At 50.2% G+C, this 25,551-nt stretch carries 29 protein-coding genes; all 29 read left to right on the forward strand.

Annotated elements, in window-relative coordinates; genetic code table 11:
• Nucleotides 1-9 precede the first annotated feature (9 nt).
• The 29 genes from fliG to KJS69_RS11400 all read left to right on the forward strand — a co-directional run bounded on the left by fliG (nt 10) and on the right by KJS69_RS11400 (nt 25,545).
• On the forward strand, nt 10-1,029 hold the full coding sequence (gene fliG, locus KJS69_RS11260) for a flagellar motor switch protein FliG (protein ID WP_213583857.1): 1,020 nt from the start codon (nt 10-12) through the stop codon (nt 1,027-1,029).
• On the forward strand, nt 1,022-1,864 hold the full coding sequence (gene fliH / locus KJS69_RS11265; protein ID WP_213583858.1) for a flagellar assembly protein FliH: 843 nt from the start codon (nt 1,022-1,024) through the stop codon (nt 1,862-1,864). The genes fliG and fliH overlap by 8 nt, the downstream gene beginning before the upstream one ends.
• Complete coding sequence (fliI, locus tag KJS69_RS11270) at nt 1,854-3,179, forward strand: flagellar protein export ATPase FliI (RefSeq protein WP_213583859.1); 1,326 nt, start codon at nt 1,854-1,856, stop codon at nt 3,177-3,179. The genes fliH and fliI overlap by 11 nt, the downstream gene beginning before the upstream one ends.
• A 6-nt stretch (nt 3,180-3,185) precedes the next feature.
• Nucleotides 3,186-3,626: a flagellar export protein FliJ gene (fliJ, locus tag KJS69_RS11275; protein ID WP_213583860.1), complete on the forward strand. Its 441-nt coding sequence runs from the start codon at nt 3,186-3,188 to the stop codon at nt 3,624-3,626.
• Between the two features lie 241 nt (nt 3,627-3,867).
• Complete coding sequence (locus tag KJS69_RS11280) at nt 3,868-4,764, forward strand: magnesium transporter MgtE N-terminal domain-containing protein (RefSeq protein ID WP_213583861.1); 897 nt, start codon at nt 3,868-3,870, stop codon at nt 4,762-4,764.
• 61 nt (nt 4,765-4,825) lie between these two features.
• Nucleotides 4,826-6,259 carry a flagellar hook-length control protein FliK gene (locus KJS69_RS11285; protein WP_213583862.1) on the forward strand — a complete coding sequence of 478 codons (1,434 nt, stop codon included), beginning with the start codon at nt 4,826-4,828 and terminating at the stop codon, nt 6,257-6,259.
• 35 nt (nt 6,260-6,294) lie between these two features.
• Nucleotides 6,295-6,882 carry a flagellar hook capping FlgD N-terminal domain-containing protein gene (locus tag KJS69_RS11290; RefSeq protein ID WP_213583863.1) on the forward strand — a complete coding sequence of 196 codons (588 nt, stop codon included), beginning with the start codon at nt 6,295-6,297 and terminating at the stop codon, nt 6,880-6,882.
• Nucleotides 6,879-7,268: a TIGR02530 family flagellar biosynthesis protein gene (locus KJS69_RS11295; protein ID WP_213583864.1), complete on the forward strand. Its 390-nt coding sequence runs from the start codon at nt 6,879-6,881 to the stop codon at nt 7,266-7,268. Before KJS69_RS11290 ends, KJS69_RS11295 begins: the two co-directional genes overlap by 4 nt.
• Before the next feature lie 97 nt (nt 7,269-7,365).
• Nucleotides 7,366-8,181: a flagellar basal body rod protein FlgG gene (gene flgG, locus KJS69_RS11300; RefSeq protein WP_213583865.1), complete on the forward strand. Its 816-nt coding sequence runs from the start codon at nt 7,366-7,368 to the stop codon at nt 8,179-8,181.
• A gap of 62 nt (nt 8,182-8,243) precedes the next feature.
• A complete protein-coding gene (locus KJS69_RS11305; RefSeq protein WP_213583866.1) occupies nt 8,244-8,465 on the forward strand; it encodes a flagellar FlbD family protein in 222 nt (73 codons plus the stop codon).
• On the forward strand, nt 8,466-8,921 hold the full coding sequence (locus tag KJS69_RS11310) for a flagellar basal body-associated FliL family protein (protein WP_213583867.1): 456 nt from the start codon (nt 8,466-8,468) through the stop codon (nt 8,919-8,921).
• A gap of 34 nt (nt 8,922-8,955) precedes the next feature.
• Nucleotides 8,956-9,954 carry a flagellar motor switch protein FliM gene (gene fliM, locus KJS69_RS11315; protein WP_213583868.1) on the forward strand — a complete coding sequence of 333 codons (999 nt, stop codon included), beginning with the start codon at nt 8,956-8,958 and terminating at the stop codon, nt 9,952-9,954.
• A complete protein-coding gene (gene fliY / locus KJS69_RS11320; RefSeq protein ID WP_213583869.1) occupies nt 9,944-11,188 on the forward strand; it encodes a flagellar motor switch phosphatase FliY in 1,245 nt (414 codons plus the stop codon). The genes fliM and fliY overlap by 11 nt, the downstream gene beginning before the upstream one ends.
• A gap of 27 nt (nt 11,189-11,215) precedes the next feature.
• Nucleotides 11,216-11,578 (forward strand): response regulator, encoded by a 363-nt coding sequence (locus KJS69_RS11325; protein WP_213583870.1) that lies wholly within the window; start codon nt 11,216-11,218, stop codon nt 11,576-11,578.
• 7 nt (nt 11,579-11,585) lie between these two features.
• Nucleotides 11,586-12,200, forward strand: coding sequence for a flagellar biosynthetic protein FliO (locus KJS69_RS11330; RefSeq protein WP_213583871.1), 615 nt, complete (start codon nt 11,586-11,588; stop codon nt 12,198-12,200).
• Entirely contained in the window at nt 12,197-12,973 is a 777-nt protein-coding gene (fliP, locus tag KJS69_RS11335) for a flagellar type III secretion system pore protein FliP (protein WP_213583872.1), read from the forward strand. The genes KJS69_RS11330 and fliP overlap by 4 nt, the downstream gene beginning before the upstream one ends.
• A 30-nt stretch (nt 12,974-13,003) precedes the next feature.
• Entirely contained in the window at nt 13,004-13,273 is a 270-nt protein-coding gene (gene fliQ / locus KJS69_RS11340; RefSeq protein WP_213583873.1) for a flagellar biosynthesis protein FliQ, read from the forward strand.
• A 12-nt stretch (nt 13,274-13,285) separates the two neighbouring features.
• Entirely contained in the window at nt 13,286-14,074 is a 789-nt protein-coding gene (fliR, locus tag KJS69_RS11345) for a flagellar biosynthetic protein FliR (RefSeq protein WP_213583874.1), read from the forward strand.
• A gap of 31 nt (nt 14,075-14,105) precedes the next feature.
• The gene (flhB, locus tag KJS69_RS11350; RefSeq protein WP_374706627.1) at nt 14,106-15,197 is read left to right on the forward strand and encodes a flagellar biosynthesis protein FlhB; all 1,092 of its coding nucleotides are present in this window, start codon (nt 14,106-14,108) and stop codon (nt 15,195-15,197) included.
• Nucleotides 15,198-15,230: 33 nt separating this feature from the next.
• On the forward strand, nt 15,231-17,264 hold the full coding sequence (gene flhA / locus KJS69_RS11355; RefSeq protein ID WP_213583875.1) for a flagellar biosynthesis protein FlhA: 2,034 nt from the start codon (nt 15,231-15,233) through the stop codon (nt 17,262-17,264).
• On the forward strand, nt 17,261-18,529 hold the full coding sequence (gene flhF / locus KJS69_RS11360; protein WP_213583876.1) for a flagellar biosynthesis GTPase FlhF: 1,269 nt from the start codon (nt 17,261-17,263) through the stop codon (nt 18,527-18,529). The genes flhA and flhF overlap by 4 nt, the downstream gene beginning before the upstream one ends.
• Complete coding sequence (locus KJS69_RS11365) at nt 18,522-19,397, forward strand: MinD/ParA family protein (protein WP_213583877.1); 876 nt, start codon at nt 18,522-18,524, stop codon at nt 19,395-19,397. The genes flhF and KJS69_RS11365 overlap by 8 nt, the downstream gene beginning before the upstream one ends.
• 121 nt (nt 19,398-19,518) lie before the next feature.
• Nucleotides 19,519-20,610 (forward strand): protein-glutamate methylesterase/protein-glutamine glutaminase, encoded by a 1,092-nt coding sequence (locus tag KJS69_RS11370; protein WP_213583878.1) that lies wholly within the window; start codon nt 19,519-19,521, stop codon nt 20,608-20,610.
• A 60-nt stretch (nt 20,611-20,670) separates the two neighbouring features.
• Entirely contained in the window at nt 20,671-22,704 is a 2,034-nt protein-coding gene (locus KJS69_RS11375; RefSeq protein ID WP_213583879.1) for a chemotaxis protein CheA, read from the forward strand.
• A gap of 40 nt (nt 22,705-22,744) precedes the next feature.
• On the forward strand, nt 22,745-23,206 hold the full coding sequence (locus KJS69_RS11380) for a chemotaxis protein CheW (RefSeq protein WP_213583880.1): 462 nt from the start codon (nt 22,745-22,747) through the stop codon (nt 23,204-23,206).
• A gap of 3 nt (nt 23,207-23,209) precedes the next feature.
• Nucleotides 23,210-23,830: a chemotaxis protein CheC gene (locus tag KJS69_RS11385; protein ID WP_213583881.1), complete on the forward strand. Its 621-nt coding sequence runs from the start codon at nt 23,210-23,212 to the stop codon at nt 23,828-23,830.
• On the forward strand, nt 23,827-24,321 hold the full coding sequence (locus KJS69_RS11390; RefSeq protein ID WP_213583882.1) for a chemotaxis protein CheD: 495 nt from the start codon (nt 23,827-23,829) through the stop codon (nt 24,319-24,321). Before KJS69_RS11385 ends, KJS69_RS11390 begins: the two co-directional genes overlap by 4 nt.
• Nucleotides 24,322-24,744: a hypothetical protein gene (locus KJS69_RS11395; RefSeq protein WP_213583883.1), complete on the forward strand. Its 423-nt coding sequence runs from the start codon at nt 24,322-24,324 to the stop codon at nt 24,742-24,744.
• Nucleotides 24,745-24,759: 15 nt separating this feature from the next.
• The gene (locus KJS69_RS11400) at nt 24,760-25,545 is read left to right on the forward strand and encodes a FliA/WhiG family RNA polymerase sigma factor (RefSeq protein ID WP_213583884.1); all 786 of its coding nucleotides are present in this window, start codon (nt 24,760-24,762) and stop codon (nt 25,543-25,545) included.
• Nucleotides 25,546-25,551 lie beyond the last annotated feature (6 nt).

Below are 25,551 nucleotides of genomic sequence, written 5' to 3' on the forward strand. Positions count from 1 at the left end.
TGTCCACGATTGGCAAAAGCAATAGCTCAGCATAGTTTGACTGGCAGGCAAAAAGCAGCCATTCTCTTGATCAGCTTGGGACCGGAAGTCTCGGCTCAAATTTTTAAACATTTAAGAGAAGAAGAAATAGAGCAATTAACGTTGGAAATTGCCAACGTACGCAAGGTGGACGCTTTGGATAAGGAAGCGATACTGGCTGAATTCCACCAAATTTGCCTGGCGCAGGAATATATTTCACAAGGCGGTATTTCCTACGCGAAAGAAATATTAGAGAAGGCGCTTGGATCGCAAAAGGCCGTCGAGGTCATTAATCGGTTAACGGCCACGCTTCAAGTCCGGCCTTTTGATTTTGCAAGAAAAGCCGACCCGGCACAAATTCTGAATTTTATCCAGAACGAGAATTCGCAGACGATCGCTTTGGTACTCTCGTATTTGCAGCCAGAGCAAGCCTCCATCATTCTCTCCTCGCTTTCCCAGGAGAAGCAGGCTGAAGTGGCCAAACGGATTGCGCTAATGGACAGTACCTCTCCAGAGGTCATTACCCAAGTGGAGAAGGTGCTTGAGCAGAAGCTTTCCGCGACGGTTACCCAGGATTACACTTCGGCTGGAGGCATTGAATCGATTGTCCAAATCTTGAACGGCGTCGACCGCGGCACCGAACGGACCATTCTCGATTCGTTAGAAATTCAAGACCCTGAGCTGGCCGAGGAAATTAAAAAGAGAATGTTCGTCTTTGAAGACATCGTTAATTTGGACAACCGTTCCATTCAACGAATCATTCGCGACATCGAGAATACCGACCTGCAGCTTGCCTTGAAAGTGGCCAGCGAAGAGGTCCGGGAATCCATCTTCAGCAACATGTCGAAACGGATGTCGGATACCTTCAAGGAAGAAATGGAGTACATGGGCCCCGTCAGGCTGCGTGATGTAGAAGAAGCTCAGACTCGAATTGTAGCTACGATTCGCCGCTTGGAAGAATCCGGTGAGATCATCATCGCACGCGGTGGAGGAGATGATATCGTTGTCTAAGTTGATTAAACCGGGAGGTTACATATCGCTTGACGACACCAAAGTGGTTAACCCCTTGCTCCATCTTGACAAATTGGAGCGGGCGGGCGCTCATCCTGCCGGTCCATTGCCTTACACCGAAGAAGAGGAGCAGGAGATCGTTCAGGCGAAGCAGCTGAAGGAGCAAATTCTGCGAGATGCCGAACAGCTGGCGGAAGAACAAATCCGCCAGGCGATGGAAGAGGCTCATCAAGTCAAAGAACAGGCCAAGCAAGAATTGGACTCCTGGTGGCAGGAGCAGCGTCGCCTTGATCTGGAGGAACGAGAACGATCCCAAGCTCAAGGATTCCAAGAAGGCTATGATACCGGCGTTCAACAGGCGAAAGAAGACATCAGCAAGCAATACGAGAACACGATGGCCGAAGCGAGAACTATTCTGGAGCAAGCTTACGAAACCAAAAGGCAAATCATTCGCGATGCCGAACCGTTTCTGATTGAGCTAAGCTGCGCTATAGCCGAGAAGATTGTTCAACAGCAGCTTACCGTCAGCCCGGAATGGGTCCTTGCGATGACGAAGGAAATGCTGGCCCGCAAAAGAGAAAGAGGGACGATTACCCTGTGTGTGGCGCCTCAGTCATTTGCCTATTTGCAGGGGGCCAGAGACGAGTTAAAGCTGGTGGTTGACTCCCAGGCCGAATTAGAGATCGTTCCTGATTCATCGGTTCAGGATCAAGGCTGTGTCGTTCGTTCGGAATTCGGCAGCATTGACGCGCGTATCGAAACACAGCTTGCCGAAATCAAAAATGCGTTGCTCGAGGTAGCCGCGGCTCAAGAAGGTGCTCTCGATGAAGAATAACAGGCTGCAAGCTGCGCGGTACATCGACTTTATTCGACAAATGGATCCAGTTCCCGTCTTCGGGAAGGTGACTCAAGTCATAGGCCTCACGGTGGAGGCCGAAGGTCCTGATGCCAGCATCGGAGATGTTTGTCACATCTTCCCGCTGAAGTCCGACAAGCCGCTGAAGGCGGAGGTCGTCGGGTTCCGCGGAAATAAGGTTATCCTTATGCCGCTTGGCGATCTTCACTCCATAGGCCCGGGCTGTGACGTAGTTAGTACCGGCAAGCCCTTAAGTGTCCAGGTGGGACATGAGCTGCTGGGCAAGGTGCTGGACGGATTGGGCCAACCGCTGGATGGCTCACTGCTTCCTCCCCACATGGCTCAATATTCGACAAACAATAGTCCGGGCAACCCGCTCATGAGACCCAGAGTCCTGAATCCCATCAGCGTAGGAATCCGCTGCATCGATGGCTTGCTAACGATAGGCAAAGGACAACGGGTCGGTATCTTTGCCGGATCCGGAGTTGGAAAGAGCACGTTGATGGGCATGATTGCCCGCAATACGGAAGCCGATGTCAACGTCATTGCCCTGGTCGGCGAGCGCGGACGGGAGGTGCTCGATTTCATCGAGCGGGATCTCGGTCCGGAAGGCTTGGCTAAATCGGTCGTCATCGTCGCTACCTCCGATCAGCCTGCGCTGATTCGTATCAAAGGTGCTTTGATCGCAACGAGCATCGCCGAGTATTTTCGGGACAGAGGTCATAATGTCATGCTCATGATGGACTCCGTAACCCGTTATGCGATGGCCCAGAGAGAAGTCGGGCTGGCGGTCGGAGAGCCTCCGGCAACCCGCGGGTACACCCCTTCCGTATTTGCCAATTTGCCTAAATTGCTGGAGCGCTCGGGAACGGGGCCCAAAGGCTCGATCACCGCGTTCTACACGGTTCTGGTGGACGGCGACGATATGAATGAGCCCATAGCGGATGCGGTCCGCGGAATATTGGACGGTCACATTGTCCTGGATCGGAATTTGGCGAACAAAGGCCATTATCCGGCTATTGACATCCTGGCCAGCGTAAGCCGGGTCATGAAAGAAATTGTTCCTCGGGACCAGCAGGCGGCCGCTGAATTTCTCAAAAGATTGCTTTCTATTTATAGAAATTCGGAGGACCTGATTAATTTGGGGGCGTACCAAAGAGGAACAAATCCAGAAATTGATCTTTCTTTGCAATATATTTCAAAAATCCATGATTTTACAACGCAAAAAACGGACGAAAAGGTGTCTTACGAGGAAACGGCTCAAAGACTGATAGGTGAATTTCAAAAAGGATGATGATCAATGCCATTCAAGTTTACCTTTCAAAAAATCGTTGATTTAAAAACGAGTGAAAAGACGCAAGCAGAATGGACACTGTCCACTGCCGTCGGGGAGTTGAGGATGGAGGAGCAGAGCTTGCAGCAGCTCCGTCTGGAGAAGCAATCCGTCCAGGATCGACTTTACGCCGAATCGGAAGTACGGACAACGGTATCCGAGTTAATGATCTATCAATCTTATATGGATCATATCGATCACAAAATCAGCGAGAAGTCCAAGGATGTCACCGCAGCACAAAAAAATGTAGACATCCAGAAGGAAACCTTGACGGTGAAGATGATGGAGGAAAAGGTGTGGCTTAACGCCCGCGATAAAGCGAAGCAGCGCTTCATGTCCGAATGGCTGAAGAAGGAACAGGACAGTTTGGACGAAATGGCCTCGGTTAGACATCGAAGAACCGTATGAATATATAAACTGCACTAAAGAAATAAAGATCATGGAGTGGAGAAAGAAAGATGCTTCCAGGGCGAGTTTTGGCTTTGTATTCCTACCATCCGAAGGCCCATCTATATAGAAGGAATACAAAACAAGATGTTTGAAGCTTCGGAGGCACTTTCCTTCGGAACGGAATGATCCCTTTCATTAGTGACACTTATATAGCATTAAATGAAATTTTTGTTGAGTAAAGCCCTTAGGGGGGAGAACCTTGGATACAGAGCTGGAAAAAACTGAATTAAGCGCTTTTGAAAGATTGTTTTACTGGGTTCTCATTCCGATCCTTTTTACGGGCATTCTGGTGCTGGTCTACCTGTTCGTTTTCGATAATGAATTTAAGCAAAAAATTCACAGCACAGCTACGAGCATTCCTGTTATCGGGGGCTGGTTTGGAAGCGCGGAGACAGAAGAATCGGCCCCGGATGATCCGGCCCACCCGGCTGCAGCCCAGGAGGAGCAAATCAAAGCTCTGAAGCAGCAGTTGAGCGAGAAGGACGAGCAGCTGACGCAGGCGACATCGGCAGAGGCGGAAAAAGACCGGCAGATTGAGGAGCTTCAGACGGCCTTGGCTGCCTTGGACGAGCAGCTGGAAGAGCAACTGGCCGGGGATGAAGAATATGCGAAGCAGATTCGGCAAACAGGCTCCATGTACGCCAAAATGACTCCGAGTAAAGCTGCGGCCATTATGGAGAATTTGACCAACCAGGAAAGAGTGCTCTTCTTGAATGAAATGAAATCGGAGGAGAGAACCCGCATTCTGGAAAAAATGAATCCGCAGCTGGCGGCTGAAACCAGTGTCGCTCTTAAGGATGCTGTTCTGGCGAAGGATACGCAAATTGCTGCTTTACAGGAACGGATTAAGGCGGCGGAAGAGAAGCTTGCCCAGGCCGGACCGAAGCTCAGCAGCAGTGATGTCGGATCCACCTTTGCCAATATGGACGGCAAGCAAGCTGCCGCGCTGCTGCTGGAAATGAATGCGACCAGTCCCGATAAAGTGGTGGAAATATTGAATGCGACCAGCAACGAGGCGAGATCCCGGATTATGTCTGAAATGTCCAAAGAGAATAGTAAATTAGCAGCGGCCATTCTGGCCAAGCTTGTTCCATAACCGGAGGATCGGTGGAAGATTCCGGATTACCTTCCTTATATGAAAGGAGGTGAAATACATAATGGATATGAATGCTTTGTTCGTTCAAACCGTTACGCCCCCGGCTTCAACAACAGGAGGGAATCGAAATTCCTCGGCAGCGAATAACGGTTCCCAGAATTCTACTTTTGCCGGAGCGATGGGTCTGGTTATGAAGGTGGCGGATGCAGGACAGCCTGTCGAGCAGCAGTCTAATGAAGCACTTCCGTTGGTTTATGCCTTGATCAGCGAGGGCGAGGAGACGGATGAGCAAAACGGCACGGAGGAGCAGCTCGATTGGATTTTTCCGGTTGTCGAGGAACTGATGGAGCAGCCCGAGGTTTTGCAGGATTGGACCAACGAGGAACCGTTCCGCCAGTGGCTTAATCAGGCAAGCGAGCTATTAGCGGCTATGGGTGTACAAATAGCCGATACAATGGAACAAGGAAATTCCGAAGCCGCGAAGGAGAATTCTGATTCCGTTCGAGCTTGGAGCTCCGTAGAGGTAAGGCAAGTGCTGGAGTCTTTTATTCGAATGGCCCGTCAGAACCCGGACAGTGGATTGGTTGACCAACTCAAGGACAAGTTGGGTGAGCTGATGCTTGCCGCACAATCGGTACGCAAGCCGGAATCCAATGCGGATGCCCGAAGAGAAGCAGCAGTTGAAACGACACCGTCGACGACGCTGCCGGGGCGTTCCTTGGCCGGTACGGAGGAGAATTTGTCTGCGGGCGAACGTATGGCCCAGGCTGCAGGTAAAGCTCAACTGAGCACATCCGAGCCGAATCATAATCAAGCGGGAATCAAAGTAGTTTCTGAACCGGATGCCCTATCGCGTCTGGAGATGCTGACTTACCGCAGCGGCTCTGTCGAGCGGGTTATGACGGCGAATGCGGAAGCGGCGAGAGGAAGCGAATGGAATGCAGCCGTTTCTGAATCCCCTGCGCTTGCGCCAGAATCGATGCAAAGGAGCGAGACTATGCGCCCGGCTAATCAGCCTGTTCTCCCTCAGGAGCCGATTCCCGCAGACCGATTTGCAGGTGAAATGAGCCGATTCGTGCTGAGAAGCTTCACGACGGGAGCTTCTGACGGATTTTCGGAAGCCCGATTATCGTTATACCCTGAGCATCTGGGGCATGTCGATGTGAAACTGACTATGCATAATGGCCAGCTAACGGCACAATTTCTGGCTCATACGATGCTTGGCAAGGAAACGTTGGAGGCCCAGCTATCCCAGCTGAGACTTCAATTGCAAGCCCAAGGGATCCAGGTGGAGAGAATGGAAGTGACCCAATCCAATTCTTCCGTAGGCTCTCAGCTGTTCCATGAACAAAGAGAGCGTCCTTCCCAGCAGCAATATTCTCAGCAGTCCAGACAGAATGCGGATCGCTATGAGGAGGATTTGGCAGCGGATTCGGCCGATTGGGCGGAGATGCAGAGCTCCGTATATGGCAGCGGATTCGATGTGACAGCTTAATAGACTGAACTGATATTCCTCCGGGAGGTGAAAGCGTGTCTGACGCAATTAGTACGAGTAATGTATGGCCTTTTTATTCTGCCAAAAACAAAAGCATCACATCAGAAAACAATGATTCACTCGGTAAGGACGATTTCCTAAAAATATTACTTACCCAATTGGCCAATCAGGATCCAATGCAGCCGATGCAGGATCGCGAATTTATTGCCCAAATGGCACAGTTTACCGCTGTGGAGCAGATGACCAAAATGTCGGGCGAAATGAAGCTGATGAGGCAAGCGTTAGGAGCGTCCCCCGCGTTGATCGGCAAAGAAATTCAATGGATCGAGCTGGATGACAAAGGCGATAAGGTAACCCGAAGCGGTATCGTGGAGGCTCTTACCTTTAAGGATGGGGCCCAATACGCCGTCGTCGGCAAGGAATCCATTTCGATGGATCAAATCTTAAGGATTGGCAACCCGCAGGAGCAGCCTCCTACGGATCCAACGGATGAGATAGAGGATCCGGACGATAAGGAAGAAGCTCCGGGGGAAATTGAGAATCCGGAGGATACTGAAGGAATTCCTCCTGGAGAAGAGGAACCGGGAGAAGGGGAGACCGGCCCGGCGGAGGACGGAGCATGACTGAGAGATTTTCGATAAGTCAGCTGTATCCCCATGCCATTCGACCTGCCTCTTCGCATAATACGAATGGACCGTCTGCTCCAGGGAAGTCTGGAGGGGACTCTTTTCAGAAGCTGCTGGATCAAGAACTAGTCAAATTCAGTCATCATGCGGAAGTTCGTCTCAAGCAGAGAGGAATTCGGATTCAGCCGGAGCAAATGGCGCAAATTGCCAACGCCGTGGATAAGGCCGCTTCCAAAGGAGCCAAGGATTCCCTCATCATTATGAATAATGTTGCATTAATTGTGAACATCAGCAATAAAACGGTCGTTACGGCATTGGACAAAAATTCTATGAAGGACAATGTATTCACCCAAATCGACAGCGCTATTGTTCTTTCATCGTAGGCCGGCCCTACAACTGGAGGCCTGAGGCCGCAGACCGATTGAAGCGGCCTGTCCACGCCGGACCTTTTTCCAACTAATTCAAAGGAGGACTATTGCTATGCTTAGATCATTGTATTCCGGTGTCTCCGGTATGCGCGGTTTTCAAACAAAGCTGGACGTTATCGGAAACAACATTGCCAACGTGAATACGGTTGGTTTTAAAGGCAGCCGAGTCATGTTTCAGGATATTCTCAGTCAGACTGTATCCGGAGTGACGGCATCAACCGATGAGAGGGGAGGAGTCAATGCGAAGCAGATCGGTTTGGGAGTGGCGATTTCCGCCATTGATACGCTCCATACGCCAGGAAGCGCCATGACGACTAATGATCCTATGGACATGCGAATTAATGGAGATGGATTTTTCGCGGTGAAGGTTTCGGAGGATCAGGAAATTCCTTATTTGACCCGCGCTGGAGATTTCACGCTGGATGCGAACCGGAATCTCGTAACCAAGAGCGGACTCTTCGTATGCGGTGTAGGCGGGGATCCGATTCAGCTGGATGAAGATATCGTATCCTTCACCATTGGCCAGGATGGCAGCATTATTGCGATCAACGCGGACGGGGAGCCGGAAGAGACTGATTTTCAAATTGGAGTCGTTAAGATAGCCAATCCCGCCGGCTTGGAAAAAATCGGAGGCAGCCTGTACCGGACCACCCCTAACGCCCATCCGGAAGATATTGAAGTCGTCGAGCCCGGAGATGAGGAAACCGGAACCGGAACGATTGTGGTCGGGCAGTTGGAGATGTCCAACGTCGATTTGACAGCCGAATTTACTGAAATGATCGTAGCACAGCGCGGATTCCAGGCTAACTCTCGAATCATTACTACTTCCGACGAAGTGCTTCAAGAGATTGTTAACCTGAAACGATAAAACTTTTAGAGGATAGGGGGGCGGCTCGCCCGCCCCTACTGACTCTCTACGGAGGGAACGCTTTGATTTCCGTAACCCGCTTGAACGGTAAGCCGATTACAGTAAATGCCTTATTAATCGAGACGATAGAAGAAACGCCGGATACGATGATTACTTTGATTACGGGGAAAAAAATAATGGTGCTTGAGAAAGTTCCGGAAACCGTAAATAAGGTTCAACAATATGTACAATCCATTGGTTTGATCAGTAGTCAGTTATTACGGACGGATTCGGGGGGAGTTTAGGTGCTAAAAAGTAGAGTCTTTCAAATCGTCGTTGCGATGCTGATCGTTATAACGCTAATTCTCACCGCTTCCGTGTTGATATGGAATTTGATGGAGCAAAAAAGCTCCAAGGCAGGGAATTCAGCAGAAGTCGCCGCCGAGGTGCCTGCCTCTCAGGTGAAGGAAATGACGTACTTCCTGAATGAGATTCTTACGAATCTGGCGGACAAAAACAGGTTTGTCAAAGCAGGCTTCGCTTTTGAGATGACTTCGATGAAGGCCAAAGAAGAAATTGAGAATTTGGATTTCAAAGTAAAAGGAATTATAAATCGGACTTTGGCCGAAATGACGCCGGAACAAATTACGGGAGAAAAAGGTCAGGATCATTTGACTGCCGTATTGATGGATAAACTTAATCCTTACTTGAACGATGGCCAAATCAAACAGGTGTGGATCACCGAAATAGTGTTGCCATAGGCACAATGTTTTCCGGTTAAAGGGGGTGGCTGTATTGGTTGACGTGCTTTCGCAAAATGAGATTGATGCCCTGCTGGCGGCCTTGTCGTCAGGGGAAATGGATGCGGAAGAGCTTAAGAAGGAAGACAGTCAGAAGAAAATCCGATCCTATGATTTCAAAAGAGCTACCCGATTGTCTAAAGATCATTTGCGCAGTTTGACGCGGATACACGAAAACTTTGCGAGATATTTAACGACGTACTTTTCCACCCAGCTCCGCACATTTGTTCAAATAAACGTGGTACAGGTGGAACAGCTTCCATACGACGAGTTTATTCGCTCCATCCCGAAGATGACGATCTTGAATATTTTTGAAGCGGAGCCGTTGGAAGGTCGCATGGTGCTGGAGGTCCATCCCAATGTAGCGTTCGCCATGCTGGACCGCTTGCTGGGAGGAGTGGGGTTATCCCCGATGAGGGTGAGCACTTTGACCGAGATCGAGGCGATCATAATGGAGCGGATCTTCGGTCGAGCGCTGGAATCGTTGCAGGATGCCTGGAAGACGGTTATCGACCTGCATCCGAAGCTGGAGACGTTAGAGACGAATCCGCAATTTATGCAGATTGCTTCGGCGAACGATACTATCGCGCTGATCTCGTTAAGTACTAAAATAGGCGATACTTCTGGAATGATCAATATTTGTATTCCTCATGTCGTCATTGAACCCATCATGCAGCGGCTGTCCGTTCATCATATGTTCGTTACCCAGAAGAAAGCGAAATCCGATGAGGAGTCGGAAATACTGCAAGCCAGAGTCAGTCAGGCCAAGCTTCCGATTGTTGCCGAGCTCGGACATTCTCAGCTGACGGTCAGTGAATTTCTCGGGCTCGCACAAGGCGACGTCATTACGTTGAACAAGCTGGTCGGAGAAGGGTTGGCGATCAGGGTAGGGGATAAATTGAAATTTATCGGGGTCCCCGGGACGGTAAAAGGTAAATCGGCCGTTCAGATAACGGATATTGTCAGTGAAGGAGTGGAAGAGGATGACGAATAATAAAGATTTCCTGTCTCAGGAAGAAATAGACGCTCTGCTGAACCAAACTTCGAACAACAGTTACGAAGATGAAGAAGATCACACGGACGTAGAGGACTATTTAACAACGATTGAACAGGATGCGCTGGGGGAAATCGGCAACATTTCATTCGGCAGCGCGGCGACGGCTTTATCGACATTGCTGGGCAGAAAAGTCGATATTACCACCCCCAAGGTGAGTGCGATTTCGAAACAAAAGCTGAAGGATGAGTTTCCGAAGCCTCATGTAGCCGTACATGTCAATTATGTGGAGGGCTTCAATGGAGTGAACCTGCTCGTCATCAAAACCCGTGATGCTCAAGTAATCGCTAATTTGATGATGGGAGGAGACGGGACAGCACTGGACGAAGAACTGAGCGAGTTCCACATTAGCGCGGTGCAGGAAGCGATGAACCAGATGATGGGCTCGTCCGCGACCTCCATGTCGACCATCTTTAATCGGTTCGTCAATATTTCTCCTCCAGGGATCGATATTCTCGATTTGGCGGAGCCGGACGAAACGGACAAGCTGCCTGATGAGCAAGTGTTTATCAAGGTATCGTTCCGGCTTACGATTAAAGATTTAATCGACTCGACCATAATGCAGCTTTTACCCGTACGCTTTGCCAGGGAAATGGTCTCTCTCCTGATGGGATCTCAGGATACGGAACCTAGCGCTCCGGCACCTGAACCGATCGAGGAGCCGCAGGCTCAGAGCGCTGCAACGGCAGCGTCCAGTCCGTCCGTGTCGGGCCCGCCTCCGGCTGCATCGATCCCGGCTGCACCAACTCAAGCCGAGACGGCTCCACCGTTTCCGCAGCCTGACATGGCTCCGCCGCATCAGCAGCCCGCTGCTGCCGGTCCGGCCAATTATGGGAATGTGCCGGTTCGCAATGTCAATGTTCAGCCGGTGCAATTCAGCAGCTTTGATCAAACCGCTTCGGTGCAGGCAGACGATTCGAACCTGAATCTGTTGCTCGATATCCCGCTTAAAGTAACGGTAGAGCTGGGCAGGACACAAAAAGCGATTAAAGATATTTTGGACCTGTCGCAAGGCTCGATTATCGAGCTGGATAAGCTTGCCGGTGAGCCGGTTGATATTCTGGTCAACAATAAGCTGATTGCCAAGGGCGAGGTGGTCGTCATAGACGAAAACTTCGGAGTCCGTGTCACCGATATCGTAAATCCATTGGATCGAATTCAAAGATTACAATAATACCAATTGAAAAGGGGACTGTTAGTAATGGCTAACCGTATTTTAGTTGTGGATGACGCTGCTTTTATGAGAATGATGATCCGGGATATTCTCACCAAGAACGGATATGACGTTTGCGGGGAAGCCAATGATGGCTTTCAAGCGGTGGAGAAGTACAAAGAGCTTAAGCCGGATTTGATTACGATGGATATCACGATGCCCGAAATGGACGGAATCCAGGCGCTTAAAGAAATAAAGGCGATAGATCCCAACGCCAAAGTCATCATGTGCTCCGCAATGGGCCAGCAGGCTATGGTAATCGATGCGATTCAGGCTGGAGCCAAAGATTTCATTGTCAAGCCGTTCCAGGCGGATCGCGTAATCGAAGCCATTAAGAAAACGATGGGATAGGCCCGTCGTGATCTGTGCGAATAGAACAGCCGGTTTGTCTGGCAGTGGGTTGCAAAGCAAAGTGGTTGCGGGAACTCTGGCTTTACTTGCTTTTGGCTTGATGTGCGGTTCCCGCTGTTTTGCCGAAGGGGAAGGGAACGATTTAGGCTACAGTGGGTTTGGCATGGTGTTCAAAGTAATCGTTTATCTAGTTCTTATTATCGGATTATTTCTCTTCATAATTAAGATGATGGCTCAAAAAAATAAAGGCTTTATGCCGGGCCGTACGATCAAAACATGGGGCGGAGTCTCCCTTGGGCAGAACAAGTCGGTTCAAATTGTGCAAATCGGACACTCTCTTTATGTACTGGGAGTGGGGGACGAAATCCGGTTGCTCGAGAAAATCGATGATCTCGAGGAAATCGAGTATATCCGCAGCCAGAGCATGGTCGGAATAAATAATGAAATGAAGGGATTTCCGTTGATCAGAAAATGGTTCGCACCTAAAAAAGCAGAGGAGGAAACTTCCGTTTCTTTCCAACAAATGTTTCAGCAAAGAATGGATCAATTATCCGACCGCCATGACAGGGTCGAGCAATGGATTCATAAAGAAAACAAAACAGATCGGTCGGAGGAACGATGAAAAGAAATAAACGGCTTGTGTTGTTTGGAGTCGTTCTGCTGCTATCCTTCCTGTTTGCGGATCAGAGCTTTGCGGAGGATGCGGCGCCTCTTCCGATTCCTAACATCAATCTAGATATCGGCGGCGGAACGGACGATCCTAGCGGGGTTTCCAGCACGGTCTCGATCGTTCTGCTCATCACCATTTTGAGCCTGGCACCGGCCATCCTCGTTCTGATGACGAGCTTTACACGCATCGTCATCGTACTCGGATTTGTCCGGACCTCCCTGTCGACCCAGCAGATGCCTCCGAACCAGGTGCTGATCGGCTTGGCATTGTTCTTAACCTTGTTCGTCATGTCGCCGACGTTGGCGGAGATCAACAATGTCGCATTCCAGCCTTATATGGCGGGGGAGATAACTCAGAACGAAGCTTTGAGCCGGGCGGCGCTTCCATTGAAGGAATTCATGGGCAAGCATACACGGGAGAAAGACTTAAAGCTCTTTTTGGACTACTCTCAGGCCGACAGGCCAACCGGAATCGCAGATACGCCGCTGACGGCTCTCATTCCCGCCTTCGCAATCAGCGAGCTGAAATCAGCCTTTCAGATGGGATTCATGATCTTTGTCCCATTTCTCGTTATCGACATGGTCATTGCCAGTACGTTGATGTCGATGGGGATGATGATGCTGCCTCCGGTCATGATTTCGCTGCCTTTCAAAGTACTGCTGTTTATTCTGGTCGATGGCTGGTACTTGGTGGTTAAATCGCTGCTGGTCAGTTTTAATACCTGACAAGTCCAATAGATGACAGGAGGGAACCCCATGGCTTCAGATTTTGTTATACGGCTGGCGGGCGAGGCGGTATATACCGTATTAAAGGCCAGCGCTCCCATGCTGGTTGTTGCGCTGGTCGTAGGTTTAGCGATCAGCATCTTTCAAGCGACTACCCAAATTCAGGAGCAGACCCTTGCTTTCGTACCCAAAATTGTCGCGGTTTTGTTAACGGTTCTATTATTCGGGCCGTGGATTCTGACGACGATGGTCGATTTTACATTTAATTTATTTAGCAACTTACATAAGTATATTGGTTAGGGCTGGAAATTGATGGAGTTGTTTTTGCAGTATTTTCCTAACGCGATGCTCCTTTTTTGCAGAATCACTTCCTTTTTTCTGGTAGCGCCGGTTTTCACGGCTAGAAACGTTCCCATGCAATTTAAAATAGGGCTGTCTTTTTTCCTTACATTAATGGCGATTTCGGCTATCGGCGAGGCCCCTATTCCGATGGATGGAGAATACCTGCTCTCGATTATTAAAGAAATATTAATCGGATTGCTGCTTGGATTAATTGCGAATCTATTTTTTACGGCGGTCCAGATTGCCGGTGCGTTCATCGATGTCCAGATCGGGTTTGCGATGGCCAATGTCATTGACCCGATGACGGGAGTCCAGACTCCATTGCTGGGGAATTTTAAATACTTCATTGCCTTGCTGCTGTTTCTAAGCTTTAACGGACATCATTTGCTTATCCAGGCCATTGTGGACAGCTATGAATGGGTTCCGCTCTCTAACGATTTGTTTGCCCATATCTATCAGGGACAGGTCAGTGAGTTTTTTCTGCAATCATTTATTAAAGCTTTCGCTCTGGCGTTCCAAATGGCCGCACCGTTAGTAGCCTCCTTGTTCCTGGTTGATGTCGGGTTAGGGGTGCTGGCCAGAACGGCCCCGCAATTCAATATTTTCGTCTTGGGAATCCCTATGAAAATATTGGTAGGCCTGCTGCTGCTTTTTCTGTTTGTTCCGGGAATGTACAACCTGTTTTCGGATCTGTTCCGGACGCTGTTCGAGTATGTAACCAGGTTGTTGGAACTTCTGGCCATGCGGGGATCATCTTAGTTTGCTTAGAAGCGTATGGAGGGATGAACCGGTGTCCACTTATCGATGGCAGATGGATCTGCAGCTGTTCTCGCAGGAAAAAACGGAGCCGGCCACCCCGAAGAAAAAACGGGAAGCTCGGCAAAAAGGGCAGGTTGCCAAAAGTATGGAGCTGCCCGGAGCCCTAGTTCTCTTCTTTACATTTGTCGCATTTCTGCTGTTTGGAGGTTTCCTGAAGGAGCGGTTTTTCGAGCTGTTTACTTTAACGCTGAACGATTACATGCTGATGAGCGTGACTATTCCAAACACGACTGCATTGTTTAACACATTGATGATCGACGGGTTGATTATGCTTTCCCCCATTCTTCTCTTTGCTGTCGTTATGGCAGTAATAGGGAATTACGTGCAGGTTGGCGTATTGTTCACCGGAGAGCCTTTAAAGATGAAGCTGAACAAGCTGAATCCGGTGGAAGGAGCCAAAAAAATGTTCGGGCTGCGGTCTCTCGTTCAATTTCTCAAAACGGTTTTCAAATTAATTGTTATTGGGACGATCGTATTTGTTACTCTTTGGGGCAAAAAACGGGAACTGATGGGCCTCGCTCATCTTCCGTTGGAATCGATCCTGTCGTTCGTTGCGAAGGTTATGGTGGAGCTGGGGGTCAAAATCGGACTCGTTCTAATCGTACTGGCCATTTTTGATTATATGTATCAGAAATACGAGCACGAAAAAGGCTTGCGGATGTCCAAGCAGGATATTAAAGACGAATATAAAAAGACCGAGGGAGATCCGCTGATCAAATCCAAAATTAAGGAAAGGCAGCGGAGAATGGCTATGCAGCGGATGATGCAGGAAGTTCCGAAGGCGGACGTCATTATTACGAACCCGACTCACTATGCCGTGGCGCTGAAATATGAGTCCGGGAAGATGGAGGCTCCTACGGTTATTGCCAAAGGTGCCGATTATGTCGCCCTCAAAATCAGGGAAATTGGCAAAGCGAACGGCATCGTTATTATGGAAAACAAACCGTTGGCCAGAGCACTGTATGATCGGGTGGAATTGAACGAATCGATTCCAGGGGACTTGTTTCAAGCGGTCGCCGAAGTATTGGCCTATGTGTTTAAGCTAAAGGGCAAAGTCAATTAAGTGCATGAATGTGCAATTGGAGGAGACTAAACAGTGAAAGTACGGGATTTATTGATCTTGGTCGGAATAATCGGGATCGTTCTGATGATGGTCGTTCCGGTTCCCATTCCTTTGCTAGACGTTCTCCTCATTATTAACATTACGTTGGCGTTAACGATTCTGCTTGTTGCGATGAATACGAAGGAAGCTCTGCAGTTTTCGGTCTTCCCGTCCTTGCTGCTCGTGACGACGCTTTATCGGTTGGCGTTGAACATTTCGACAACGAGAAATATTTTGTCGGAGGCCGAGGCGGGGCAAGTCGTTGACACCTTCGGAGGCTTTGTAGCAAATGGAAACATTGTCGTCGGACTGGTCGTCTTTCTGATTCTTGTTATTATTCAATTCATCGTCATTACTAAAGGTTCGGAGCGGGTAGCGGAAGTGGCGGCACGCTTCACCCTGGATGCGATGCCGGGTAAGCAGATGAGTATTGACGCTGATTTGAATGCGGGTCTCATTAACGAAACCCAAGCCAGAGACCGCCGGAGCAAGATCGAGCGGGAGGCTGATTTTTACGGAGCGATGGATGGAGCCAGTAAATTTGTCAAAGGAGATGCCATCGCCGGAATTATCATTTTAATAATCAATCTTCTTGGCGGATTGATTATTGGAATGATTTATCATGATATGTCGCTGGCAGAAGCGGGGGCCACTTTCTCCAGGTTAACCATTGGGGACGGTCTGGTCAGTCAGATTCCGGCCCTGCTCATTTCGACAGCGGCGGGACTGATTGTGACACGCGCGAGCTCCGACGGCAACTTCGCTTCGGATATATCCGGGCAGCTGCTAACCTATCCCAGACTGCTTTATGTTGTGGCCGGAACCATTCTTGTACTCGGCTTGTTTACTCCGATTGGTCTGGGGGCGACACTTCCGATTGGCGCTCTGTTAATTTTTGCGGCATACAAAATGCAAAAAACGATGGAGCGGAGGCAAGTGGAGGAGCAGCAAATCGAGGAGGAACAGGAATTCGAAGAAGTGCGCAGCCCGGAAAGCGTCATAAGCCTGCTGCAGGTCGATCCGATCGAATTCGAATTCGGATATGGCTTGATCCCACTGGCGGATGCGCAGCAAGGCGGAGATTTGTTAGACCGAATTATTCTTATCCGAAGACAATGCGCGCTGGAGCTGGGGGTTGTCGTGCCTGTCATTAGAATCCGCGATAACATCCAGTTAAAGCCGAATGAATATGTGATCAAAATTAAAGGGAATATGATCGCTCGGGGAGATTTGCTCCTGAATCATTATTTGGCGATGAGTCCGGGAGTGGAGGATGATTCCGTCGTTGGAATCGAAACGACGGAGCCTGCATTCGGGCTGCCCGCTCTATGGATTGACGAGGAAACGAAGGATCGGGCAGAGCTGTCCGGATATACGGTGGTCGATCCTCCGTCTGTCGTAGCCACTCACTTGACCGAGGTCATCAAGAAGCATGCCTTTGAATTGCTCGGACGCCAAGAGACGAAAGCGTTGATCGAGAACGTCAAGGAGGCTTATCCGGCTCTGGTGGAGGACTTGATCCCGAATGTGCTGTCGATCGGGGATGTCCAGAAGGTTCTCGTCAAGCTGCTGCGTGAGAAAATATCCGTACGGGATCTGGTTACGATTCTGGAGACGCTGGCCGATTATGGAACCTATACCAAAGACCCGGATATACTGACCGAATATGTCCGCCAGGCACTTTCTCGCCAGATTACCCAGCAGTTTGCCCAAGGCGACGATTCGCTCAAGGTCATTACCGTCGGGCCGTCCCTGGAGAAAAAGATCGCGGAATCGGTTCAGCAGACGGATCAAGGATCGTATCTGGCGCTTGATCCGACCTCTTCACAGACGATCTATCACCGGTTGAGCGAGCAGGTAGGCAAAGCCGTTCAGTCCGGACAACAGCCAGTCATCCTGACCTCTCCGACGATTCGGATGTACCTGCGTCAGCTGTTGGAAAGAACGATGCAGGATATTCCGGTATTATCCTACAGCGAGCTGGAGCCGAATGTTGAAATTCAAAGTATGGGGGTAGTGAATCTATGAAGGTGAAGCGTTATGTCGTCGATTCGATGCCCGATGCGCTCGTCCGAATCCGCAGCGATTTAGGGAAGAATGCCGTCATCTTGAATACAAAGGAGATTCGTACAGGGGGACTATGGGGCTGGTTCGGCAAGAAAAAAATAGAGGTGATTGCCGCCGCAGACGAGAGCCCGCCTCCTCCTCTTTCGTCCGTATCTCCTTCTGTCCATCAGGCTGCGGTACAAGCGGAGACAGCTGCGGCCGCTGCCTATTCCGGCCGCCGTCCCTATTCCATGTCCGCATCGGAACAAACAGAAGGATTTCCCGACACGCTGAAGAAAGGCGCTCCCATTGTGACCGATTCCGGCGTCAGACCTGCTAAGGAAGCAGCGGATAATTCCGAGGGAAGAGACGGGCCCATCCTCGAAGAGATCAGACAGATGAAGAAGCTCGTGCAACAGCTGTCCACCGCATCGGTTTCCGAAGCGAGTGCGCCGCCCGAATGGCTGGAATTAAAGGAGAGGCTTCTGGAGCAGGAAGTATCGCCGGAACTGGTCGAGCGGATTCTTGGTCCCATTCGGGATGAAATGCATGAATCCGCGGAGGAATGGGACAGAGCCCGGCTTGTTTCCAGCGCTCGCGACAAAATGCTTGAGATTTTTGCCGATCAAGGAGCCAAGGCCATCTCTGAGCACACTCGCATCGTTCACATTGTCGGCCCGACCGGGGTCGGCAAGACGACATCGATCGCTAAGCTGGCCGCTGAGCAGGTGCTGAAGCACAAGCGCAAGGTTGGTTTGATTACGTCGGATACTTACCGAATCTCCGCCATCGAGCAGCTCAAAACCTATGCGACCATTTTAAACATTCCGCTGGAGGTTGTTTTCTCGCCACAGGACATGCAGCGGGCATTTTCCCAACTGGAAGACAGGGATATTATTTTTATGGATACGGCGGGACGGAATTACCGCAACGAAATGTATGTTTCCGAATTGAATTCGCTGCTTCAATCGAAGGGGGCGAGCGAGACGTTCCTTGTGCTCAGCCTGACGACTAAGTACAGGGATATGAAGGTCATTGCGGATAACTTCATGAAATTCAAACTTGATAAAGTGCTGTTTACTAAGATGGACGAAACAGGAACCTTGGGCTCGATCCTGAATTTAATCGACTCGCTTAACCTTCAGTTGTCCTATGTTACGAATGGGCAGAACGTTCCTGACGATATTGCGGAAGCTAGCGAGCAGCAAATCATTAACGTCATTTTGGGGGAAGCCGTGCATGAATGATCAGGCACAAAGCTTGCGCAAGCTGATGAGGATGAAAGCGGCGGAAGAGAAGCCGGCTTTCAGCCACACCCGCGTCATTACTGTGACGAGCGGTAAAGGCGGCGTAGGCAAGTCCAACTTTACGTTGAATTTCGCGCTTGCTCTGCAGGCGCGCGGCCGCAAGGTGCTTATATTCGATGCCGATATAGGCTTGGCCAATCTGGATGTGCTGATGGGGGTCACCCCGCGTTATAACCTGTATCACTTGGTTAAACAGAACCGCTCGATTTGGAGTATTATTCACGAGGGCTATGGCGGATTGAAGTTTATTGCAGGCGGCTCGGGTTTTACAGATTTGCTGCATTTGTCCGAGGAAGAGCTGGGGATGTTCTCGGAGCAGATTCAACGGCTAGACGGCCACGTCGATTATATTATTTTTGATACCGGTGCGGGATTGTCGAATGAGACGCTCCAATTCATCGTATCGGCGGATGAAACGATCGTTGTCACGACTGCTGAGCCGCCCTCGATTACCGATGCTTACGCCGTTATCAAGATGGTGAAAGGACTCGGCCATGACGTAGCTTTTCGGTTGGTGGTCAACCGGGTATCCGGCCCGAAGGAAGGAAAGCAAACAGCGGATAAATTCCGAATCGCAGCCCATCGCTTCTTGGAGATGGACATTCCTATTCTAGGATATATTCCGGACGATAACTGCGTCCCGAAGGCAGTCAAACTGCAGAAGCCATTTACCGTTGCTTACCCTCACTGCATCGCTTCCAGATCGATTCACGATTTGGCCGATCGGTTTTTATCCGGACTTGCTCCACAGGCCCCGCAAGCGGGCATTAGAGGCTTTTTGCATTCGATGCTTAGATGGAAGAAGTAGCAGACCAGCTTGAACACAACATCTTCAGACGGACTATGTCGGTTGTCAGAATGGATGGGTCGGATTTCCAACAGCATGCCACTACATACCACATTATATGCAGCTTAGAGGAGGGAAACGGATGCGTCCTTATCGGGTACTTGTCGTCGATGACTCTATCTTTATGAGAAAAATCATAAGCGATCTTTTGTCCGGCAATCCGCGCCTGCAGGTAGTGGACACGGCCATTAACGGGGCGGATGCGATCGAAAAAGTGAAGCGGCTTAAACCGGATGTCGTCACCATGGATGTGGAGATGCCCGTGATGGACGGGCTGGAAGCTCTGCAGAGGATAATGGCTGAGCATCCGACTCCGGTCGTGATGCTGAGCAGCTTGACCCAGGAAGGAGCCGCAGCGACCGTTCAGGCATTGCAGTGGGGAGCGGTCGATTTTGTCGGCAAGCCGTCCGGTTCCATTTCTCTGGATTTGTATAAAGTGAAGCTGGAGCTGCATCAGAAATTAATGATGGCCGCGCGCTCGAAGGTTCGGGTGGTCGAAGCGCCGCCACTAACGATAACGATGCCGGACCCGGTTCCGCAGGTGAAACGGGAGGAAGGAGCGGAGAAAGGCCGCGATCAAATGGCGGGAAGGAAGTTCAGCCACTTGATCGCCATCGGAACCTCCACCGGGGGACCGAGGGCTTTGCAGCAGGTGCTGTCCGGCTTGCCCAAACGGTTTCCTGCACCGATTCTAATCGTGCAGCACATGCCTCCCGTCTTTACTAAATCATTGGCCCGCCGTCTTGATTCCTCTTCCGAGATTAAGGTTGTCGAAGCCGAGGAAGGAATGCCAGTGGAGAGCGGTACAGCTTACATTGCTCCAGGAGGATATCATCTCCTGTTAAACAGACAAGGTCCGCACGGCTATGGTATCCGGCTATCCGAGGAAGGCACTCGTTCCGGGCATCGACCTTCTGTGGACGTGCTCTTTGAATCGCTGGTCCCTTATAAGGAGCTTAAACGACATGCCGTCCTAATGACGGGGATGGGCAGCGACGGAGCAGCCGGTCTGCTGGCCTTGAAGCAGGCGGGGGCGAGGACGACCATTGCTGAATCCGAGGAAACCTGCGTTGTGTATGGAATGCCGCGGGCAGCGGTCGAACGGGGAGCAGCTATGTACATCCTGCCCCAGCAGAGAATCAGCGGCAAACTGCTGGAGCTAATCAAAGAATAATCCGGGCCCGAGCCCCGGCAGCGACTAAATCTACTATGTAAATACAGGAGGTGCAGCGGTTTGGATACTAATCAGTACTTGTCAGTTTTCATCGATGAAGCGAGAGAACATTTACAAGCCATGAATGATCAACTGCTTCAGTTGGAACAAAGCCCTGAGGACATTGAGATTGTACAGATCATCTTTCGCTCGGCCCATACGCTGAAAGGAATGTCGGCGACTATGGGATTCGAGGATATCGCTTCCCTAACCCATGAGATGGAGAACGTGCTGGATCTGGTTCGGAACGATAAGCTTTCCATGAGTGAACCTATCTTCGAATGCTTATTTACCGGGAATGACGCGCTGGAGTCGATGGTGAATGACATTATCAATGGAGGAACGGGAAGTCTGGACGTATCGGAGCTTATCGCATCATTAAATGCGATTGTTCACGGAGATACAGCTTCCGCAAAGCAAGAGGCGGCCGCACCCTCAGCCGATCTGGATGAATTTCAATATTCCGTCCTCTTGCAAACTTTGCAGGCCGGAAACCAGATCTATCACATTGATGTTGCTTTCCGTGACGATTGCGTATTAAAGGCAGCTCGCTCCTTCATGGTTTTCGGCATATTGGAAAATAGCGGGGAAGTAGTCAAGACAACCCCTTCCGTAGAAGAGATCGAGCAGGAAATGTTCGACAAAGGCTTCTCTGTTTACTTCATAAGCGATAAAGAAGCTTCTGCGCTTCAGAATGAAATAATGAACGTTTCCGAAATTGAGTCTGTGAACGTGCATCCACTGGATGAGGAGATGCTGCAGCGTCTTCATGCGGGTTCCCAGGAAGCGGCTGCGGCGATTGCCGAGCCGCCCGCAGCAGCCGAAGCCAAGGCGGCTGCCGTTAAATCGCAGGCTGCCGGACAGCCGGCCAAAGCCAAGCCGAAGCCGGCGGGGGCTCCTGCGGCAAGCCGAACAATTCGCGTCGATATCGAGCGGCTCGATGTGCTGATGAATTTGCTAAGCGAGCTGTTAATTGATCGGGTTCGGCTGGAGCAATTGGCCAGAGAAATTCACAGAAACGATTTGACCGAAACCGTCGAGCATATGACCCGTGTCAGCGGCGATTTGCAAAATATTGTTCTCAAGCTGCGGATGGTGCAAATCGATACGGTATTCAACCGCTTCCCCAGAATGATCCGGGATATTGCCAAATCACTGGATAAGAAGATCGATCTGGTCATTACCGGGGCGGAAACCGAATTGGATCGGACCGTTATTGATGAAATTGGAGACCCGCTGGTTCACCTGTTGAGAAATGCGGTGGACCATGGAGTGGAGTCGAGAAACGAACGGTTGGCCGCGGGGAAATCCGAGGTGGGGACGATTCAACTGACGGCTTTTCATAGCGGTAATCATGTCTTCATCGAAATTCAGGACGACGGCCAAGGAATTAACCGAGATAAAGTACTGCAAACGGCGATCCGCAAAAATGTGGTCACACAGGAGCAGGCGGATAAGCTGGCGGACGAAGAGGTTTACCAGCTGCTATTCGCGTCCGGCTTCAGTACCGCCGACCAAATCTCCGATATTTCCGGCCGCGGGGTCGGACTGGATGTCGTTCGGACCAAGATCGAATCTCTTGGCGGCCAAGTTAGTGTATCGTCCAATCCGGGACAGGGAACGAAGTTTTCCGTACAGCTTCCTCTCACGCTCTCGATTATAGCGGCTATGCTGATTCGGATAGGGGAAGAGAAGTACGCTATTCCACTGTCGTCCATTGCTGAAACGGCGATCGTGGAAAAAAGCGAGGTCCGTGTCGTTCACGGCAATCCCATGCTTAACTACCGGGGAAGTGTAATCCCGGTCATTTATCTGGATCAATTGCTCGATATCCCGGTTAAGTCTGTAGCCTTAAGCTCTTCCATGCAGTTGATCGTGATTCAAAAAGGGGACAAGCAAGCGGCGATTGTTGTGGATGAGTTTATCGGGCAGCAGGAAATTGTCCTGAAATCATTAGGTCAATATTTGAATAATCCGTTCGCCGTATCCGGAGCGACTATTTTGGGGGATGGACAGGTAGCCCTTATTCTGGAAACGAACGCGCTTATTAAATAAATGAATTCTAGCTCCATAATTTATGAAAGGGTGAGTGGGAATGGGAGAAGATTTGAAAGTGATCGTGTTTGCCCTTGGCGACGAGGAATATGGCGTTGATGTAGAGAGGGTTCAGACTATCGAGCGAATGCTGCCGATGACCAGAGTTCCCAAGACTCCGGCGTTTGTTAAAGGAGTCGTTAACCTGCGCGGCGTCGTCACCCCGGTGATCGACTTGCGCAGCCGGTTTGGTCTGGAGGAACGGGAGTATACCGATCAAACCAGGATCATAATTGTCGCTGTCAACGAGCTGGAGGTTGGATTAATCGTTGACTCGGCTAACGATGTGCTGGACGTGGCGGAGAACGCCATAGAAGATCCGCCGGAGGTCGTGGGCGGAATCAAAGCCAAATATTTGCACGGTATCGCCAAAGTCGGAGAGGATCGCCTCCTGGTACTGCTCAACTTGCGAGAAGTGCTTAACAAGGACGAAATCATCCAACTGGAACAATTCGAGGTATAGCCGATGAATGCGATGAAGCCGATGGCTGAGTTTCAGATGGATGTGTTGAGGGAAGTCGGCAATATCGGCGCCGGTCACGCGGCGACCGCTTTGTCCAAGCTTCTTGGCAAGCAGGTCGATATGAAGGTGCCCAAGGTCAAATTGGTCCCTTTTGAGCAAATATCGGATAGCGTAGGCGGATCGGAGCAAGTCATCATTGCCGTGTTTTTACGGGTGGAAGGGGATGTTCCCGGCAACTTGTTCTTCATCTTTACTCAATCATCAGCCAAGCTGCTGCTCAGCTCTCTTGTAATGAACGGTGGAGAAGGAGAGGGGCATTATACCGAAATGGAGCTGTCCGCATTACAGGAAATCGGCAATATTCTGGCGGGCTCCTATCTGACCTCCTTGGCCGAGTTGACTCGGCTGGAGCTGATCCCTTCCGTGCCCTTGCTCGCGATGGATATGGCAGGGGCGATTCTAAGCTATGGACTGCTTCAATACGGTCAGATGGGGGATCAGGCTTTGTTCATCGATACTAATTTTTTCGAGGGCAGTGAAGCGATCGAAGGCCATTTCTTTTTTATCCCCGATCCGGACTCATTTGATAATCTGTTTTCTGCGCTGGGAGTGCCCGCTTCATGATTCAGCAAAATGTAGTGAAGGTTGGAATGGCCGATTTGAACGTCATTCGCGGTGAGGGAGCGTTAAGAACGACAGGTTTGGGATCTTGCGTCGGGGTCACTCTTTATGATCACGCCACCCAAATCGGCGGCATGGCCCATGTCATGCTTCCCTCTTCCTCCATTGCCAGGGAAGGTCCGATCAATTCGGCCAAATTTGCGGATACGGCTTTGCCCGAATTGGTCCGCCTGATGGAAGAGGAAGGTGCGGCGGTCCGCCGTATGGAGGCCAAAATGGCCGGAGGAGCCCAAATGTTTGTATTTGGCAACCGGTCCGACTCGATGAGAATTGGTCCCCGTAATGTGGAATCCTGCAAAGCGCTGCTGGACCGATTCGGAATACCCGTCAAAGCGGAAGATACGGGAGGAAATTATGGAAGAACAATTGAACTGGATTGTGCTACCGGAATTCTGCATATCCGGAGTGTTCAGCATGGAAGCCGTGATTTATAAATGATGGGAACGATTCGCTGGAATGTGATGATTGGCGGATTGGGAGCTGTGGCTACCTTTTTAGCCTCTTTTTCCAACAACATATTGACAACGACCTTGCTCCGCTCACTATATAGCTTCGTTATTTTGTTTGCACTTGTATTTGTCTTTCGCTGGATTCTGGGGATATTGCTTGCTGAACCGAGTTCGGAGACTGGTCAACCATCGACGCCGGAAGAGCCGGCGCGCGGACAAACAATAGATCTTACAACACCTGACGAGCCGATAGCAAAGTCCGGGGACTCTTCCCCATCCGGCAGGCAGTCTACGGAGCAGGAAGAAGACGACGGATTCGCTCCTCTGAATCCGCCTAAGCTGGCAACCAAGGATCAGGTCAATTCGGAAGAGCTGGTCAAAGCCCTTCGTCATCTTTCAGAAGAGTAAGGAAGGTGAACTTGTATGGCAGTTCAAAAGCAATCCCATTTATCCAACATGGAAATATGGAAGCGATGGAAAGAAGAGAGCTCGCTTGAGGCGAAGCAGCAGTTAATGGAAAGCTATCTACCTTTGGTAGACTTCGTTTCCAACCGGCTGGCGAGCGGCATGCCGGGCTCGGTATCGAAAGACGATTTGGCCAGTCACGGAGTGATGGGCTTGATCGATGCGATTGAGAAATTCGACCATATGCGCGGCCTTCAATTTGAAACCTACGCGTCATGGAGAATTCGTGGAGCGATCATAGATGGGCTGCGTCAAGGTGATTGGGTCCCCCGTTCGGTTCGAGAAAAGGCGAAAAAAATTGAGGAAGCCTACCAAAAGCTGGAGCAGGAAAAATTGCGATCTGTCACCGATGAGGAGATCAGCAGTTATTTGCAAGTGACCGAGAAGGAATTTCATACGATGCTGCAAGAAATAACCTTAACGACTCTTTGTTCTATTGATGAGCCTATTAAAGAGGAAGAGTCAGAGACGAGATTATCCATTTTAGTTGACGAAACATCCAAAAACCCCGAGTATAAGGTTAATGAGTTTTTTTTGAAGGAAACTTTGGCCAAAGCTATTGACCGGTTAACTGAAAAAGAAAGAACGGTCGTCTCGTTGTTCTATTACGAGGATCTGTCGCTGAGTGAAATTGCCGAAGTGATGTCGCTGTCGCCGTCTCGCATATCTCAGCTTCATTCTAAAGCCATTCTTCGCTTGAGAGGATCGCTGGGACGATTTAAAGTACAATTGTTGCATGAATAGAAGGGA

It is taken from the genome of Paenibacillus sp. J2TS4, assembly GCF_018403245.1.
Taxonomy (GTDB): Bacteria; Bacillota; Bacilli; order Paenibacillales; family NBRC-103111; genus Paenibacillus_L.

Bases quoted from the DNA above. Each gene is read 5' to 3' on its own strand.
- fliI (WP_213583859.1), top strand. From the start codon at position 1,854: ATGAAGAATAACAGGCTGCAAGCTGCGCGGTACATCGACTTTATTCGA.
- fliJ (WP_213583860.1), top strand. From the start codon at position 3,186: ATGCCATTCAAGTTTACCTTTCAAAAAATCGTTGATTTAAAAACGAGT.
- KJS69_RS11285 (WP_213583862.1), top strand. From the start codon at position 4,826: ATGGATATGAATGCTTTGTTCGTTCAAACCGTTACGCCCCCGGCTTCA.
- KJS69_RS11295 (WP_213583864.1), top strand. From the start codon at position 6,879: ATGACTGAGAGATTTTCGATAAGTCAGCTGTATCCCCATGCCATTCGA.
- flgG (WP_213583865.1), top strand. From the start codon at position 7,366: ATGCTTAGATCATTGTATTCCGGTGTCTCCGGTATGCGCGGTTTTCAA.
- fliY (WP_213583869.1), top strand. From the start codon at position 9,944: ATGACGAATAATAAAGATTTCCTGTCTCAGGAAGAAATAGACGCTCTG.
- KJS69_RS11325 (WP_213583870.1), top strand. From the start codon at position 11,216: ATGGCTAACCGTATTTTAGTTGTGGATGACGCTGCTTTTATGAGAATG.
- fliP (WP_213583872.1), top strand. From the start codon at position 12,197: ATGAAAAGAAATAAACGGCTTGTGTTGTTTGGAGTCGTTCTGCTGCTA.
- fliQ (WP_213583873.1), top strand. From the start codon at position 13,004: ATGGCTTCAGATTTTGTTATACGGCTGGCGGGCGAGGCGGTATATACC.
- fliR (WP_213583874.1), top strand. From the start codon at position 13,286: ATGGAGTTGTTTTTGCAGTATTTTCCTAACGCGATGCTCCTTTTTTGC.
- flhF (WP_213583876.1), top strand. From the start codon at position 17,261: ATGAAGGTGAAGCGTTATGTCGTCGATTCGATGCCCGATGCGCTCGTC.
- KJS69_RS11365 (WP_213583877.1), top strand. From the start codon at position 18,522: ATGAATGATCAGGCACAAAGCTTGCGCAAGCTGATGAGGATGAAAGCG.
- KJS69_RS11370 (WP_213583878.1), top strand. From the start codon at position 19,519: ATGCGTCCTTATCGGGTACTTGTCGTCGATGACTCTATCTTTATGAGA.
- KJS69_RS11380 (WP_213583880.1), top strand. From the start codon at position 22,745: ATGGGAGAAGATTTGAAAGTGATCGTGTTTGCCCTTGGCGACGAGGAA.
- KJS69_RS11385 (WP_213583881.1), top strand. From the start codon at position 23,210: ATGAATGCGATGAAGCCGATGGCTGAGTTTCAGATGGATGTGTTGAGG.
- KJS69_RS11390 (WP_213583882.1), top strand. From the start codon at position 23,827: ATGATTCAGCAAAATGTAGTGAAGGTTGGAATGGCCGATTTGAACGTC.
- KJS69_RS11395 (WP_213583883.1), top strand. From the start codon at position 24,322: ATGATGGGAACGATTCGCTGGAATGTGATGATTGGCGGATTGGGAGCT.
- KJS69_RS11400 (WP_213583884.1), top strand. From the start codon at position 24,760: ATGGCAGTTCAAAAGCAATCCCATTTATCCAACATGGAAATATGGAAG.